This window comes from Lysobacter sp. CA199 (assembly GCF_052078715.1).
In the GTDB taxonomy this organism is placed as follows: domain Bacteria; phylum Pseudomonadota; class Gammaproteobacteria; order Xanthomonadales; family Xanthomonadaceae; genus Lysobacter.
Genome location: NZ_JBQJIL010000003.1, coordinates 84,166 through 98,938 on the forward strand (window position 1 = coordinate 84,166; position 14,773 = coordinate 98,938).

The window sequence follows — 14,773 nt, forward strand, 5'->3', positions numbered from 1 at the left end:
CGCCATGCATAACGATGCCGACCCGAATTCGACCGCGGCCAAGCCGGTCAAGCGCGTGGTGATCGCGGGTGGCGGCACCGCGGGCTGGATGGCGGCGGCCGCGATCTCCAAGATCCTCGGTGGAACGCTGGACATCAGCCTGATCGAATCGGAGGAAATCGGCACCGTCGGTGTCGGCGAAGCCACGATTCCGACCCTGTCCACGTTCCACCGCTTGTTGGACATCGACGAGCGCGAGTTCATGGCCGCGACCCAGGGCACGATCAAGCTCGGGATCTCGTTCGAGAACTGGCGCACGCAGCAACACCGCTACATCCATTCCTTCGGCAGCACCGGCAAGGATCACTGGAGCGCCGGCTTTCAGCATTTCTGGCGCAGGGGGCGCGAACTCGGGCTGGCCGGCAGCTACGACGACTACTGCGTGGAACTGCAGGCCGCGCTGCAGGACAAGTTCGCGCACCTGAAGAACTACCGGATGAACTACGCCTACCATCTCGACGCCAGTCTTTACGCGCGCTACCTGCGCGGGCTGAGCGAGGGCAACGGCTGCCGGCGCATCGAGGGCAAGATCGTCGAAGTGCTGACCGACCCCGATTCGGGCTACATCACTGCGTTGCGCCTGGAGCGGGGCGAGGTGATCGAGGGCGACCTGTTTATCGACTGCACGGGGTTCCGCGCGCTGCTGATCGACAAGACGCTCGGCGTGGGTTTCGAGGACTGGTCGCACTGGCTGCTCAACGACAGCGCCATCGCCGTTCAGACCACCTCGGTGCGCGACCCGGTGCCGTATACCCGCGCGATCGCCGAGCCGTGGGGTTGGCAATGGCGCATCGCGCTGCAGCACCGCGTCGGCAACGGCATCGTCTACTCCAGCCGCCATGTCGGCGACGAGGAGGCCAAACAGACGCTGATGGACAGCGTGGAAGGCGAGGTGCTCAAGAATCCCTGGCCGGTGCGCTTCCGCCCGGGACGCCGCCTGCAGTGCTGGAATCGCAACTGCGTCGCGCTCGGTCTGGCCGGCAGCTTCATCGAACCGCTGGAGTCGACCACGATCCATCTGATCCAGCGCGGCATCACGCATCTGCTGCGATCCTTCCCGCACACCATCGGCCAGGCCGGAACCGACCAATACAACGCGCAGATGGCCGAGGAGCTGCAACACGTCCGCGATTTCGTGGTGCTGCACTACCACGCCACCGAGCGTCGCGATTCACCGTACTGGGAATATCTGGCCAACATGGCCTTACCCGATACCTTGCGCCGCCGCATCGAACTGTTCCGCCAGACCGGTACCGTGTTCCACGTTCCCGGCGAGCTGTTCGCCGAGAACTCATGGATCCAGGTGATGATGGGGCAGGGCGTGACGCCGAAAACCCATCATCCGACCGCCGACGTCATGAGCGAGTCCGACCTGCGGCGCTTCCTCGACGACATCCGCAATCATGTCGACAACACCGTGCGCGCGCTGCCCTCGCATCGCTCGTACCTCGATCAATATTGCCCCAGCGGTCCTGGCGAAAAGGTGTCCACCCGTGTTGCTTGATCGAAACAGTGCGCGCGGCCCGTGGGTCGCGCTGATGTCCGCCGGCTTGTGCGCGGCGTTGATGCTGGCGCCGATGGCGGCTCACGCCGAAGGTTTTCTGCGCGCCAAGGGCCGGCAGATCGTCGACGAGCAGGACCGCCCGGTGATTCTGCGCGGCGTGGGCCTGGGCGGCTGGATGCTGCAGGAAGGCTACATGCTGGGGCTGAGCAGTCCCGGCATGCAGCACACGATCCGTCGGCGCATCGTCGAGCTGATCGGCGAGCAGGACACCCAGGCGTTCTATCAAGCCTGGCTGGACAACTACGTCACCAAGGACGACATCGACGTGCTGGCGGCGTGGGGCTTCAATTCCGTCCGTCTGCCGATGCACTACGAGCTCTACACCTTGCCGGTGTCGAAGGAACCGGTGCCGGGGCAGCAGACGTGGCTGGAGGACGGCTTCCGCCGCACCGACGAACTCATCGCCTGGGCCAAGGCCAACGATCTGTACGTGATCCTGGACCTGCACGCGGCGCCGGGCGGGCAGGGCAACGACCTCAACATTTCCGATCGCGATCCGTCCACCCCCTCGCTGTGGGACGACGCCGCCAACCGCGACAAGATGGTCGCGCTGTGGAGCAAGCTGGCGCAGCGCTATCGCGACGAACCCGCGGTCGGCGGCTACGACATCATCAACGAGCCCAACTGGGGCTTCGCCAGCGCGCAGGACAAGAACGGCTGCAAGGAAACCGGCAATGCTCCGCTGCGCGAACTGCTGGTACGCACGACGGCGGCGATCCGCGAAGTCGACAAGCGCCACATCGTCATCATCGAAGGCAACTGCTGGGGCAACAACTACCACGGCGTGCTCGATACCGGCCCGTGGGACGACAACCTGGTGGTGAGCTTCCACAAATACTGGAACGGCACCTCGCGCGACAGCATCAAGGATCAGCTCGCCCTGCGCGAACGATGGAACATCCCGCTGTGGCTGGGGGAAACCGGCGAGAACTCCAACGACTGGTTCGCCCGCACCGTCGAAACGATGGAAGGCGAGGGCATCGGCTGGGCCAACTGGCCGGTGAAAAAGCTGCGCTACAACAACCCGCTGCAGGTGATCGCCAACCCGGGCTATGAACGGGTGCTGGCGTATTGGGAGGGCAAGGGCCCGAAGCCGACCCGCGCGCAGGCGCGCGAGGCGCTGTTGACCCTGGCCAGCCACGACATCCATCTGCGCAACAACGCCCGCCACCCCGATGTGGCCGATGCCTGGTTGCGGGCGCCGCGCGACGACCGCAGTCTCGCGTTCAAGCCGAACCGGATCGCGCGCGGCGGCGGCGAGGTGGCGGCGGTCGATTTCGATCTGGGCCGCAACGGCGTGGCGTACTTCGATCGAACCGCATCCAATGAGAGCGGCAAGCCGAGCACGGGCTGGAATCCCTCGCAGTTCTATCGCAACGACGGCGTGGATATCGTCCGCGATGCCGGCGGTCTGCGCGTGGCCGCGATGCAGGACGGCGAATGGCTCAAATACACGATCGACGTGGAGGCGGGCGGTGCTTACACGCTCAGCGTGCGCGGCAAGTCGGGCGTGACGAAGGCGAAGGTCAACGGCGGGATCTTGGCATCGGTACGGGTGAATGAAGCGCAAGCGGTGTCGTTGCAACATGGACGCAATAGTCTGGTGATCGAGGCGGTATCGGGCGAGCCCGATTTGTCGACCCTGAGTTTGCGGCCAGCCTCCGCGGGTGAGCGCTGATGAGGGTGTTGGTCAGCGATATCGGAGGCACCAATGCTCGTTTCGCGATGGCGGAGTTGGCGCAAGGCGCGGCGCTCATGCGCGACAGCGTGCGCGAGTATCCCGCGGCGGACTTCGCGACCGCGGCCGATGCGGCGCGGCATTTCCTGGACGAGTTGAACCAGCGCGCCGACGCCGCGGTGTTCGCTGTGGCCGGACGCGTTCGCCTGGATGAGGCGCGCATCACCAATCATCCCTGGCAGATCCGCGCGTCCGAGATCGGCACCGCGCTGGGCACACAACGGGTCGCGCTGATCAACGATTTCGCGGCGCAAGCCATGGCGATCTCGCGTCTGCGCGCGGACGACGTGGTCGCGATCGGTTCCGCCCGCTGGCCCGGTTTCGATACGCGCGTCGCGCAGACCTACGCCGTGATCGGTCCAGGCACCGGACTGGGCGTCGGCGGCTTGCTGGTGCGCAACGGGCGCTGTTTCCCGCTGGAGACAGAGGGCGGCCACGCCGGTTTCGCTCCGTCGCGGCCCGAAGACATGCGCATCCTGGAATGCCTGATGCGCCGGTTCGGCCGTGTTTCCTGCGAGCGGCTGGTGTCCGGGCCCGGGCTGGCGAATCTGTACGCATCGGTGTGCGAGGTCGACGGCGTCGCGGCAGAGTCTTTGTCGCCCGCGCAGATCAACGCGCGCGCGGTCGCCGGCGATGCCCGCTGCCAGAAAGCCGTGGATCTGTTCTGCGCCGCGTTCGGCTCGATGGCCGGCGATCTGGTGCTGACGCTGGGCGCGTGGGACGGCGTCTTCCTCGCCGGAGGCGTGGTGCCGAAACTGCTCGATGCCCTGCAGTCGCGCGGCTTTCGACAGACCTTCGAAGCCAAGGGGCGTTTCTCGTCGGCGATGGCCGAAGTGCCTTCGCTGGCCGTCGTCCACGCCTGCGCGGGTTTGCTGGGCGCCGCCGCGCATGCCGCGGAAACTTACGATCACGCCACGCGGGTCTAAGTCGTCGGACAAGCCGCACCGGGCTTGTCGCATGAAGCGTGTCGAGCAGTTACGCAGCGCATGCGCGCACGCGGTTTCCTGGGGCGGATCCATTCGTATCCTCGGCGAATCGCCAATCGATCGGGACGCTCGGCTCGGCGAAGAGTGGCGATTCGATCACGAGCCGAATCGACCTTGGTTCGCACGGGCGATGTGGAAAAGCGACGGGATCTCGTCGCAACGAGTTCGACGAATGCATCGACGGCCGCGCGTCGTAGGGGGATTCGCCTCTTGGTTCGTTTCTAGGCAGGATGCGCATGGACCTCGATCGAATGAAGGCATGCGGGTCCGCCAAATCGAACCTGTTTTCCAACAAATGGAAGAGGAGATTCATCCGTGTCTTACAAATTTACGTTTTGTTCGATCGGTCTAATTGCTTTTCTTGCAAGCGGCGAAGTTTCCGCGGCGCGCAACATCGTATTTCTGAATAACCCCTCGCCGCAGAACGTGGAAGACGTAGGCCGATTTGTCGTGAACAGCACCGACAAGCCGTTCTTCTCCGACCTGGTCCTGTTCGCCGCCAACATCAACGGCAGCACGCCCGACAAGGCGGTGCTGTACTACAACTCCGAAATGAGCGCGATCCTGAAGGACAACATCGACATCGTCAGGGGATTGCAGGCGAAGGGGATCAAGGTCCAGATCTCGTACCTGGGCAATCATCAGAATGCCGGTTGGTCTTGCAATATGAGCACCGCCGGGGCGACCAAGCTCGGCAACGCCATGGTGGCCGAGGTGGTCAAGTACGGCCTGGACGGCATCAACGTCGACGACGAGTACTCCACGTGCTCGGGCAATGCGAAGGCGTTCTACACCGTGCTGAAGACGATCAAGGCCAATCCGGATTTCGCCGGGAAATCGCTGACCAAGGCGCTCTGGTCCGACGCTTCCTACTTCCGTTCGCCCAACAACGCCGCCGATCACCTGACCGAAGGTTATGAGATGACCTATGCCGGCTCGGTCGGGTATCTGGCGCCGTACGTCGGTTACGGCATGAAAAAGAACGCCTTGTTCCTCGGCATCTCTCCGCAGTTCAGTTCGACCTCGGAAGTGCGGTCGATCGCCGAAAGCGTCGTCGATGGCGGCTATGCGGGCGTGATGGTGTGGGCGCCGAACGCGTTCTTGGATAACGACGGAGCTGCCGGGTTCTATACCGAGATCGTCAAGGCCCAGGCCGGCGACAGCGAGTCGGTGGAGTTTGTTCCCTGAGCGTCGTCGGACAGGCGTATCGATGACAAGGCGGGGAGCTTCGGCTTCCCGCTTTTCGTCTGGGCCGGCGCGATGCGTCGGACTCTGTGTTGTGCGCGATCGGGTCGCGCCCAGCCTGCGACCGGATGTCGCGGGCGGATCGATCGGCGCTGGAGGATACTGGGCGCGAGCGATGGCTCGCGGGTGCGCGGGCCGGGCCTCGAGAGAGTCAGGGAGTTCGATCCATGTCGCTTTCGAACTATCCGGTCATCGCGGTCGCGCCGCCGCCGCACTCGCGCGTGGCCGGGTTGTATCCCAAGACGCATCTGTACGACGCCTATTCGATCGAATTGCCGCCGGGCGCATCCGGCGATCCCGAAACGCTGGCGAGATTCGTCTTCGCGCAAAGCCCGGCGTGGATGGCCGCGCTGATGGCGATCCGCGATGCGCTGGTCGCCGGTTTCGGCTTGAAGACGGCGGGCAAGCTGCGTTCATCCGGCGCGGACGGCGGCGAGCGCGTCGGCATCTTCCGGATCTACGAAAAGCGGCCGTCGGAGATCGTTCTGGGCGAGGACGACAAACACCTGGATTTCAGGCTTTCGGTGCTGTGTCAGCCGTCCGCTTCGAACTCAGGCGCCCGGCGATTGATCGTGTCGACTGCGGTGCATTGCCATAACCGTCTGGGCCGCACCTATATCTTCATCATCGCGCCGTTTCATCGGCTGATCGTGCGTTCCAGTCTGCGCCATGCCGCGCGGATCGGATGGCCTCCGGAGCGCTCCGCCGGCCGCGAGTGATGCGCGGCGCCGCGCGGCTGCCGGTCCCGGCCGCTTCGTTTCAGCCCGGAACCGGCTGCGCCTCGGGCGCGCACTGGGCTCGAAAGAATGCGCCCAAGGTGCGCGCGAACGCCGGATTGGTGTTGATGAAGAAATGCCCGCCGGCCATCGCCACTTGCTGCGACTCCTTGAACAGATCGCGCCACGCGAATACGTCGTCGACCTGGGTTTCGTCGTGTTCGCCGGCCAGGATCAAACCCGGAATCCGCGCGAGCTGCGGATGCACCTCGGGCAGGCGGAAGTTCTCGCCCAGGGAGAAATCGGCGCGCAGCGCGGGGAAGAACAGCTGCATGAGTTCCGGGTCGTTGAGCAAGGCGGGCGGCGTGCCGTTGAGGCTCTTGAGCTTGGCCAGGAAACGGTCTTCGGGCAGTTCGCTGACCCGCTCGCGTGGCCGGTCGACGGTCGGCGAGCATTTGGCCGACAGCGCGATCGCGCGCGGTGCCGGCGCGCCCAGCTGCAACAGCCGGTTGGCTGCGGAAAACGCCATCAGCGCGCCGTTGCTGTGTCCGTACAGCAGATACGGCCGGTCGAGCAGCGGCATCAGATCCGGCAGCAGTCGCGCGAGCAGATCGTCCATGTCCCGGATCAGGGGCTCAGCCATGCGTCCGCCGCGTCCGGGCAACTGCAGGCAGTACAGCTCGATCTGCGCAGGCAGCCATTCGCGCCACGACGCGTACGCGGTCGCGCTGCCGCCGGAGAAGGGGAACGCGAACAAACGCATCTGGGCGTCGCGGGAGTCGCCGAATCGGATCAGCCAGGACGAAGGTTTCATGATGGATGCGTAGGCAGTGGGGTGAGTGGGCGCGCTGGGTCCCGCCGCACATCGGCGGAACGGGTTCATGGCGGATCGGTGACAGCAGTCGCGCGGCTCGCATCGCGAACCGCAGCGACTCTCGCGCACCGGCGTCGGTGCAGATTCTAGGCGGTTCCGCGCGGCGCGGACGCCCAGGCGGTCACGATCCCGACGCCGCGATCGCTGTCACTTGCGTGTCTTACCGACGAAACCCAAGGCGCGCAGCCATTCCTTGTCGCGCTTCAAGGTGTCTTCGCGTTGGCGGCGATAATGCCGTTCCGCACGATCTTGCACATAAGTCGCCCACCAACGCAGCCAGCGGCTGCTCTGCCGGCGTTCGCGAACCAGCAGGCCCATCAGCCAGCGGCCGGCCGGCGGGGCGAAGCGGCGGAACAATTCATCGTCGATGCTGACCACCGCCTCGGTGCTGCCTGGGTCGCCCTGGCGCGCGCAGCGGCCGAACAACTGCCGATCTACCCGTGCCGATTCGTGGAACTCGGTCAGGATCACGTGCAGACCGCCGGCCTGTTCGACCTCGCGGGTCAGTTTGATGTCGGTACCGCGGCCGGCCATGTTGGTCGCCACGGTGATGCGTCCGGGCTGACTGGCCTGCGCGACCACGTCGGCTTCGGATTTGTCCTGGCGCGCGTTGAGCACGGTGTGCTCCACTCCGGCGGCCTCGAGCAAGCCGCTGAGTTGTTCGGAGGCTTCCAGCGAACGGGTGCCGACCAGCACCGCGCGTCCTTGCGCGGCTACTTGCTGCGCGCGCCGGGCCACTTCGATCCAGCGCAGCTGCGAGTTCACGCATACGCAATCGCACTGACGCGCCCGCCTGCTGGGTTTGTGGGTGGGAATGCGGGTGACGGAGAGATCGTAGCTGCGCTTGACCTCGGCGGCGACTTCCTGCGCGGTGCCGGTCATTCCGCACAGCAGCAGATACCGACCGAAGAATCGTTGGTAGGTGATCTGGGCCAGAGTGCGGCGTTGTCCGGTGATCTCGCATCCTTCCTTGGATTCGATCATCTGGTGCAGGCCGCGCTCCCAGGTGCGGTCGGCCATCACCCGGCCGGTGGATTCGTCGATGATCTGGATCTTGTTGTCGGCGATCAGATAGTGCTGATCGCGCTTGAAGCCGTGCACCGCCGACAGCGCTTTCTGCACCAGTTCCTCGCGCCATAGCGAGGACAGCCAAAGGCCGCCCCAGGGCGCGGTCTGCCTGCGCACGCGGCGTTTTCCGACGGGGGTGAGCCAGATGTCGCGATGCGAGTCGAAGGCGTATTCGCTGCCCGAGACCAGACTCTGAGCGACTTCGATGGCCTGCGCGTAGATCGCCGGGTCCATGTCGTCGGGCAGGTTCTCGGAGATGATCAGCGGCGTGCTGGCTTCGTCGATGAGCACGCTGTCGGCCTCGTCGATGATCGCCACGTGCAGGCCGCGCAGGATCGGCCCCTCGCCGGCCTGATGCCCGGCGAGTTCGCGGATGCGCTGCTGGGTCTTGGACAGCTCTCCCAAGGCGATGCAGTCCTTGAGGTAGTCGAAGGTCAGTTCCTTGTTGGACACGTACGCGATGTTGCAGGCATAAGCGGTACGTCGGTCCTGGATGGTCATGTTCTCCAGGACGACGCCCACGCTGAAGCCGAGAAAAGCGAACAGCGGTTGATTGTGTTCGGCGTCGCGCTCGGCCAGATAATCGTTGACGGTGACCACATGCACCGCCGCGCCGCTGGTCGCCGCCGAGCACGCGGCCAGGGTCGCGGCCAGGGTCTTGCCTTCGCCGGTGGACATCTCGGCCAGGCGTCCGCGCAGCAGGGTGCGCCCGGCCAGCAACTGGACATCGTGATGGCGCATGCCGAGCGTGCGGCGCGAGGCGTCACGGATCAACGCGAACGCTTCGGCGAGAGTACGGTCGTTGAAACCGTCGCGCCGCATGCGCGCGGCGACCGCGCCCAGCCGCGCGCGCAGCGCGTCGTCGTCGAGCGCGCGCACGCCGTCTTCCAGGCGGTTGGTGGCGGCCAGGAATGCCCTCGCGCTGCGGCCGTCCAGGCGCGGCAAGCGGTCGAGCCACGCGCGCAGCCGGTCTTCCCAGACCGAACGCTTGGGGTCCAACCGTTCCAGATAGGGGCCGTCGCCCAGTTGCAGCCGGCGTCCGGCGAGCAGGGCGCGTACGTCAGACATTGAAGTGGCGCAGGAACACTTGGCGCATGCGCCGCAGCGCCTGTCGCGCGAGCGATTCGCTGCCGTGATCGAATCGTACGTGCACGCGCTGGCCGAACGCGGGCGTGCGTCCGCGCGGCAGGCTGACGTCGACCAGGAACACACGTTGCAGGGTCTTGGTGCTGTTCTGGTCGCTCGGATCGGTCGGAATGGCGCCGCCGCCGTTGAGGCTCAACGCCGCGGACGGCAACTGGAACAGGCCGCCGGGGAATTCCCGGATCACCCGCGCCGCCAGCGGCGAGCCCATCGAATCCGACAGCCGCAGCGCGACCGCGCGCAGGCGTTGGTGGACCAGATCGACATCGTCCTGCTGCACCACCACGCGCACCAGCAGGTCGCTGTCGCGCAGGACGTAGCCGATCAGTTCGCCCTTGCGGTAGTAACGGCCGGGCATGTCTTGCCGCGCCAATGCGACCAGGGTTCCCGAGGTTTCGGCATGGCCGACCAGGCGCTGCTGTTGTTGGCGAGCGTGGCCCAGCACTTCCTCGGCTTCGAGCAATTGCCGGGTCAGCACGGTGGACTTCGCCGGCGCGGTGAATTGTTCCGCGTCCAGGCGCGCTTGCGCCTGGGCCACGCGCGCGCGGTTGAGCTGAACTTCGGCGCCCAGTTGCAGATTCTCCAGCACGTAGAGCGCCTGGCCCTTGCGCACGCTCGCGCCGGGCGCGACCAGCCAGTGCACGAAGAAGCCGCTTTGCCGCGCGTGCAGCATCGCCTGATCGGGCAACCACACCACGCCTTCGGCGCTGCTGCGCAGGGGCGCGGGAACCAAGGTCAGCAGCGCGATCAACGCCGCGCAGGCCAACGCGGTGCGGCGGATGGCGCGATCGCGGACCCGGCTGAGGCTGGCGCCCTTGGCCAGATGCTTGAGGGCCTTGCGCAGTGGGGTGAAGAACAGCCCGATCGCGCTCCAGCACGCCAGGATCACCCCGGCGATGAAGAATTTCCCGGCCACCAGGAAGATCAGCGACAAGGTGACGAAGGTGCGGTAGCACCAGGCCAGAGGCGTGTAGAAGAACAGCCAGCGCTGTTCGGACGGGGTTTCGTCGGGACGCACTGCGTCGTTGGAGCCGTATACGTAGCGATCGAACAGATACGTCCACCAAGTCTGACCGCGTTGGGCCATGTTGGGGATCTCGATCAAGTCCGAGAGGATGTAATAACCGTCGTAACGCAGCAGCGGATTGCCGTTGACCACCAAGGTGGAAATGCCGCAGATCATCATCACGTTGAAGGCGATGGCGCGGGCCAAGCCGGGTTCGGCGAGCAGCCACACGTACATGGCGATGGCCGCCAGGAACAACTCGACCAGCATGCCGGCGGCGGCGACCAACGCGCGTCGGTACTTGGATTCGAACGCCGCCGACGAGGACGCCTCCACGTACGGCGCCGGTGCGAACACCAGGAACATCAAGCCCAGCTCGCGCACCGCGCCGCCCCAGTGCTTGGTGGCGAAGCCGTGGCCGAGTTCGTGCAGCAATTTGACCACCGGATACACCGCGAGCATCAGCAGCAGATTGCTCGACGAGAGCACCCGGTCGGACAGGTTGTGGGTCAGCTCGTTCCAGTTCTGCGCGGCCAGCACGAAGGCGGGAATCATCGCCGCCAGCCACAACGCCGCGCCGATCGGGCTGAAGCACCAGGCGAACAGCGGCATCAGACGGGTCAGCAGCCGGTCCGGATTGAACACCGGCACCTTCAGGCTCAGCGGATTGAGTATCCATTGCTTCACGGTCTGCAGACGCTTGCGTCTGCGCCGGTCGATGGCGTTGGCCGAGTCGGGCGTGACGTCGGTCTGCAGCAGATCGGCCGAATGCAGTTGCACCAGCAGATCGACCACCTCGGGCTGGGTGCAGGCATCGCGCGCGTCGGAGGCGTTGGCGCGCTCCCACAGCGCATTCACCGTCTGCTGGCCGTCCATGCCGGCGACCAGCGCATAAGCTGCGGCGGTAAGCCGATACACCCTGCCGCCGGTCTGGTCCTGGACCACGTACCAAGGCCGGCCGCGATAGACCACGCGCTGCACGACCGCATAGGGCATGAGCCGCGGTCGCAGCGCGGCCACGCTATGCCATGAGGGACTGAACGGACTGCGCGCCACGGCTCAGGGCATCCATTGCCAGAAGCTCAGGCGCAGCCAATTCCACGAGGAGTGGAACAGCACCCAGCCCAGCTTGCGGTCGCCGACCTCGATCTTGCCGATGCCCTCCATGCCCGGCAGCAGCAGGGCCGAGCCGCGTTGCAGCCTGGCCTCGACGCGGTAGTAGTTCTTGCCGTCCTGAGCGGTGGCGACCGGCATGATCCGCACCACCGAAATCGGCATCGGCGTGTCGGCCAAGCCGTTCATCACCAGTCGGCCGCGTTGTCCGGCGCGGATCTGGCCGATCTCGCGTTCGTCGATCTGCAGCACGATGCGATAGCTGTTGAGCGGGGCGATCTCGAACAACTGCTTGCCAGCTTCCAGCGGCGTGCCGATCTGCTGGCTCAGATCGCCGGAGACGATCACCCCGTCGTAGGGCGCGCGCACGGTGGCGCGCTTGAGCTTTTCCTCGGTCAGGGTGAGCTGCGCCTGGGCTTCGTCCAGCTGAGCGCTGACCACTTGGATTTCGCTCAGGTCGTGGCTGGCCATGGCTTCGCGCAGCTTGTTGTCGTACTGGTCGCGTTCGCTGCTCCACTTGGCGCGTTCGACCAGCAGTTCGTGTTCGTCGAGCTTGGCCAGGGCCTGGCCGCGTCGCACCACGTCGCCGGCGCGGACATAACTGGCGCCGAGAAAGCCTTCGAACGGCGCTGCCGCGCTGCGTTGGACGCCGCCTTCGGTGACGGTCTTGGCCGAGATCCGGTAGGGCACGGGCAGGACGATCATCAGCAAGATCAGTATAGCGGCGATCGAGCCGCCGAGCTTCCACAGCAGGTGCGAAGGCCCGATCAATGCGCCCAGGCCGCGCCGGCACTCGTCGAACAATCTTTGCAGCGAATTGCGTTCGGCGTCGCGACGCTGCAGCACCACCGGCGAAAGCAGCGCCGCGAAGGTATCCATCCATTTGCGTTCGGCGTCGTTGAACGCCGGGCCTTGGGCGCGCTCGATGGTGATCACCGCCACCGCGCGTCCTGCGTGTTCGACCAGGGTGGTGCGTAACGAATGCGCGGCCACGCGACGGCGCAGTTCGGCGTGCGCGCGGTAGGACACCGCGCCGGCGGATTCGCCCGGCTCGCCGATTTCTACCGCCTGGCCCAGATCGGCGGCCTCGGCCATGGCGTCGATGTAGGCCTGGATCATCGGCGAAGACTTTTCGAAGGTCGCCGCTTCCGATAACGCCGACAGCGTCACCTTGGCGTCGCGCACCAGTCCGATCGCGACCCGCGAGCAATCGATGCGCCGCCGCAGATCGTTGCTCAGATCGACCAGCGCCTGTTGGAAGCGCTCGTGGCGCAGCGCGGTGGCCAGCGCTTCGAGCACGCTGAGCGAGCGGTTGCTCGACAACAGCGCGTCGTCGAGATCGCGCTTGCCGAGCAGATTGCTGAGCCAGGCGCCGCCCCAGTGCAGTTCGCGCAGCAACGGCGCGGTCGCGGCCTGGGCCATCTCGACTTCCAGCACCACCGCGCCGGCGACGCGCTCGCCGCTGGCGATCGGCGAGGCGATGTGCAGACGCCCGGGAAACTCCTCCGGCGCGGCTTGCACGACCACCCGGCGCTCGCCCAGGGCCGCCTGCACGGCTTCGCCCATGCGCGCCATGTCGGCGTTGGCCGCCGGCCATACCGCGATCGGGCCGAAGGTATTGCCGTCGCCGCTTTCGATCAGCACCGCGGCCTGGCGAATCTGCGGAAACTTCTCGATCAGGATGCCGAGCCAGGCCGAGCAGAATGCGTCGGAGGTCTGCGCATGGACGAACAGCTCCCAGGCGTTGGCAGGCGTCGGCGATGACGCGGGCGAGGTGGCGGCGGTGGCCGGCAAGGCGTTCATCGGGCCGGCTCCGCGCGCGCGATGCGCTGGCCCGCCAGCGCCGGCGCGCTTGCGCTGACGGGCGCTTGCGGCTGTGGCGCGAACAAATCGTCGAGTTCTTCGATGTCCGCGGCGCCGAGTTGGCCCAAGGTGGCGCGCAGTTTCAACGAGGCGACCAACTGCTGATAACGCGCCTTGCGCAGATCGCGCAGCGAGGTGGCGATCTTCTGCCGCGCATCGAGCACGTCGGCCTGCACCGCCAGCCCGCGCGCCAGTCCGCGCTCGGCCGCGGTCAGCGCCAATTGTCCGGCGCTCACGCCGATCCGCGCCGCGTTGGCCTTGGACTGCCCGGCCAGCCAACTCAGCCGCGCGCTCTTGACGTTGACCGTGGCCAATCGCCGGGTGGCTTCGGCTTCGGCCAGCGCCTTGTCGAGCATGGCGCGCGCTTCGGACACCTTGGCCGATATCGTGCCGCCGCTGTACAGCGGCACGTTGAGCTGCACGCCGACGTTCCACTGTTTGATGTCGTAACCGCTCTGGCCGGGGAAGTTGCCCACGTCCTGGGTGTTGTTGCCGTAGCTCGCGACCAGGTCCAGGGTGGGCTGATGGCCGGCGCGTTGCTTGCCGACTTCCTCTTCGGCCACGCGCACCGCCCGCCGCGCGGCGCGCACGGCCGGGCTGTGGCTGTCGATCTGTTCCAGCCAGGCGTCGGTGTCGCCGCCGAGCGTGTCGGGAATGCTGGCGTCGTCGCGCAGATAGGGTTGGATCAATTCCTCGGCCGGGCCCAGCCACTGCTCCAGTTCGGCCAGCTTGGTGTCGTGGTCGAGCTTGGCCGACTCGGCGTCTGCGTTGGCCGATTCGTATTTGCCGCGCGCTTCTTCGGCTTCCGGCGGGCTGGCCTGGCCGTGGCGCACGCCGCTGAGCGCGATGTCCCAGCGCGCCTTGAGCGCATCGCGCTGGGCGGCGGTGAACTCGGCGGCATCGCGCGTTTCCATCAGTTCGAACCACACCGTGGCCAGCTTCAGATACAACTGCTGCTCAGCGTCTTCGAGCTGGAATTCGGCTTGCTGGCCGGCTTCTCGCGATTGCCGAAGCGCGGCGTGGTTGGCTGGGCGCCACAGCGGCAGATTGAGGGTGAGCTGGGCCGAATCGTTGTCGTAACGATCGCGCGTGGTGGAAGGTAAACGGCCTTCGGTTTCGTAGCGGCGCCGGTTGCGGTTGCGGTTGGCGCTGACCGACAGCTGCGGCAGCATCGCGCCGAACGCCTGTCGGGTACGCGCGTCGGCGGCCTGCGCATTGGCTGCCGAGGCGCGTACGTTGGGTTCGCTCTCGCGCGCGATCGCGAACAGTTCGCCCAGCGATACCGGCTCGTTTGCGGCGCGCTCTTGCGCGGCGGCGTTCAGACAAAAAGCCAGCGCCAGCGACACCGGGCCGGTGCGCAGCAGAAAGCGGGGGGTCGAGCCGATAGGGTTTTTCACGCCGTCCATTGGAACTGCTGC

Annotated in this window: 10 protein-coding genes; 5 read left to right on the forward strand and 5 right to left on the reverse strand. The window is 66.2% G+C overall.

What is annotated here, in order from left to right; all coding sequences use genetic code 11:
• The first annotated feature begins 4 nt into the window (after positions 1 to 4).
• From ACTOWJ_RS05095 to ACTOWJ_RS05115, 5 genes are all read left to right on the forward strand, one after another.
• Complete coding sequence (locus ACTOWJ_RS05095; protein ID WP_441333519.1) at positions 5 to 1,543, forward strand: tryptophan halogenase family protein; 1,539 nt, start codon at positions 5 to 7, stop codon at positions 1,541 to 1,543.
• Positions 1,533 to 3,281 (forward strand): cellulase family glycosylhydrolase, encoded by a 1,749-nt coding sequence (locus ACTOWJ_RS05100; protein WP_441333520.1) that lies wholly within the window; start codon positions 1,533 to 1,535, stop codon positions 3,279 to 3,281. Before ACTOWJ_RS05095 ends, ACTOWJ_RS05100 begins: the two co-directional genes overlap by 11 nt.
• Positions 3,281 to 4,267 carry a glucokinase gene (glk, locus tag ACTOWJ_RS05105; RefSeq protein WP_441333521.1) on the forward strand — a complete coding sequence of 329 codons (987 nt, stop codon included), beginning with the start codon at positions 3,281 to 3,283 and terminating at the stop codon, positions 4,265 to 4,267. The genes ACTOWJ_RS05100 and glk overlap by 1 nt, the downstream gene beginning before the upstream one ends.
• A 510-nt stretch (positions 4,268 to 4,777) precedes the next feature.
• Complete coding sequence (locus ACTOWJ_RS05110; RefSeq protein ID WP_441333522.1) at positions 4,778 to 5,515, forward strand: hypothetical protein; 738 nt, start codon at positions 4,778 to 4,780, stop codon at positions 5,513 to 5,515.
• Between the two features lie 224 nt (positions 5,516 to 5,739).
• Entirely contained in the window at positions 5,740 to 6,291 is a 552-nt protein-coding gene (locus ACTOWJ_RS05115; protein WP_441333523.1) for a DUF2867 domain-containing protein, read from the forward strand.
• Positions 6,292 to 6,331: 40 nt separating this feature from the next.
• On the opposite strand, the gene ACTOWJ_RS05120 is transcribed toward ACTOWJ_RS05115, so the two are convergent.
• The 5 genes from ACTOWJ_RS05120 to ACTOWJ_RS05140 all read right to left on the reverse strand — a co-directional run bounded on the left by ACTOWJ_RS05120 (position 6,332) and on the right by ACTOWJ_RS05140 (position 14,752).
• Positions 6,332 to 7,102, reverse strand: coding sequence for a thioesterase II family protein (locus tag ACTOWJ_RS05120; protein ID WP_441333524.1), 771 nt, complete (start codon positions 7,100 to 7,102; stop codon positions 6,332 to 6,334).
• A gap of 207 nt (positions 7,103 to 7,309) precedes the next feature.
• Entirely contained in the window at positions 7,310 to 9,298 is a 1,989-nt protein-coding gene (locus tag ACTOWJ_RS05125) for a preprotein translocase subunit SecA (protein WP_441333525.1), read from the reverse strand.
• Positions 9,291 to 11,375, reverse strand: a complete 2,085-nt coding sequence (locus ACTOWJ_RS05130; RefSeq protein ID WP_441333526.1) for a hypothetical protein — start codon at positions 11,373 to 11,375, stop codon at positions 9,291 to 9,293. The genes ACTOWJ_RS05125 and ACTOWJ_RS05130 overlap by 8 nt, the downstream gene beginning before the upstream one ends.
• A gap of 63 nt (positions 11,376 to 11,438) precedes the next feature.
• Positions 11,439 to 13,295 carry an HlyD family efflux transporter periplasmic adaptor subunit gene (locus ACTOWJ_RS05135; RefSeq protein WP_441333527.1) on the reverse strand — a complete coding sequence of 619 codons (1,857 nt, stop codon included), beginning with the start codon at positions 13,293 to 13,295 and terminating at the stop codon, positions 11,439 to 11,441.
• Complete coding sequence (locus tag ACTOWJ_RS05140) at positions 13,292 to 14,752, reverse strand: TolC family protein (RefSeq protein WP_441333528.1); 1,461 nt, start codon at positions 14,750 to 14,752, stop codon at positions 13,292 to 13,294. Before ACTOWJ_RS05140 ends, ACTOWJ_RS05135 begins: the two co-directional genes overlap by 4 nt.
• Between the last annotated feature and the right edge of the window lie 21 nt (positions 14,753 to 14,773).

Bases quoted from the DNA above. Each gene is read 5' to 3' on its own strand.
- ACTOWJ_RS05095 (WP_441333519.1), top strand. From the start codon at position 5: ATGCATAACGATGCCGACCCGAATTCGACCGCGGCCAAGCCGGTCAAG.
- glk (WP_441333521.1), top strand. From the start codon at position 3,281: ATGAGGGTGTTGGTCAGCGATATCGGAGGCACCAATGCTCGTTTCGCG.
- ACTOWJ_RS05115 (WP_441333523.1), top strand. From the start codon at position 5,740: ATGTCGCTTTCGAACTATCCGGTCATCGCGGTCGCGCCGCCGCCGCAC.
- ACTOWJ_RS05120 (WP_441333524.1), bottom strand. From the start codon at position 7,102: ATGAAACCTTCGTCCTGGCTGATCCGATTCGGCGACTCCCGCGACGCC.
- ACTOWJ_RS05125 (WP_441333525.1), bottom strand. From the start codon at position 9,298: ATGTCTGACGTACGCGCCCTGCTCGCCGGACGCCGGCTGCAACTGGGC.
- ACTOWJ_RS05130 (WP_441333526.1), bottom strand. From the start codon at position 11,375: ATGCCCTATGCGGTCGTGCAGCGCGTGGTCTATCGCGGCCGGCCTTGG.
- ACTOWJ_RS05135 (WP_441333527.1), bottom strand. From the start codon at position 13,295: ATGAACGCCTTGCCGGCCACCGCCGCCACCTCGCCCGCGTCATCGCCG.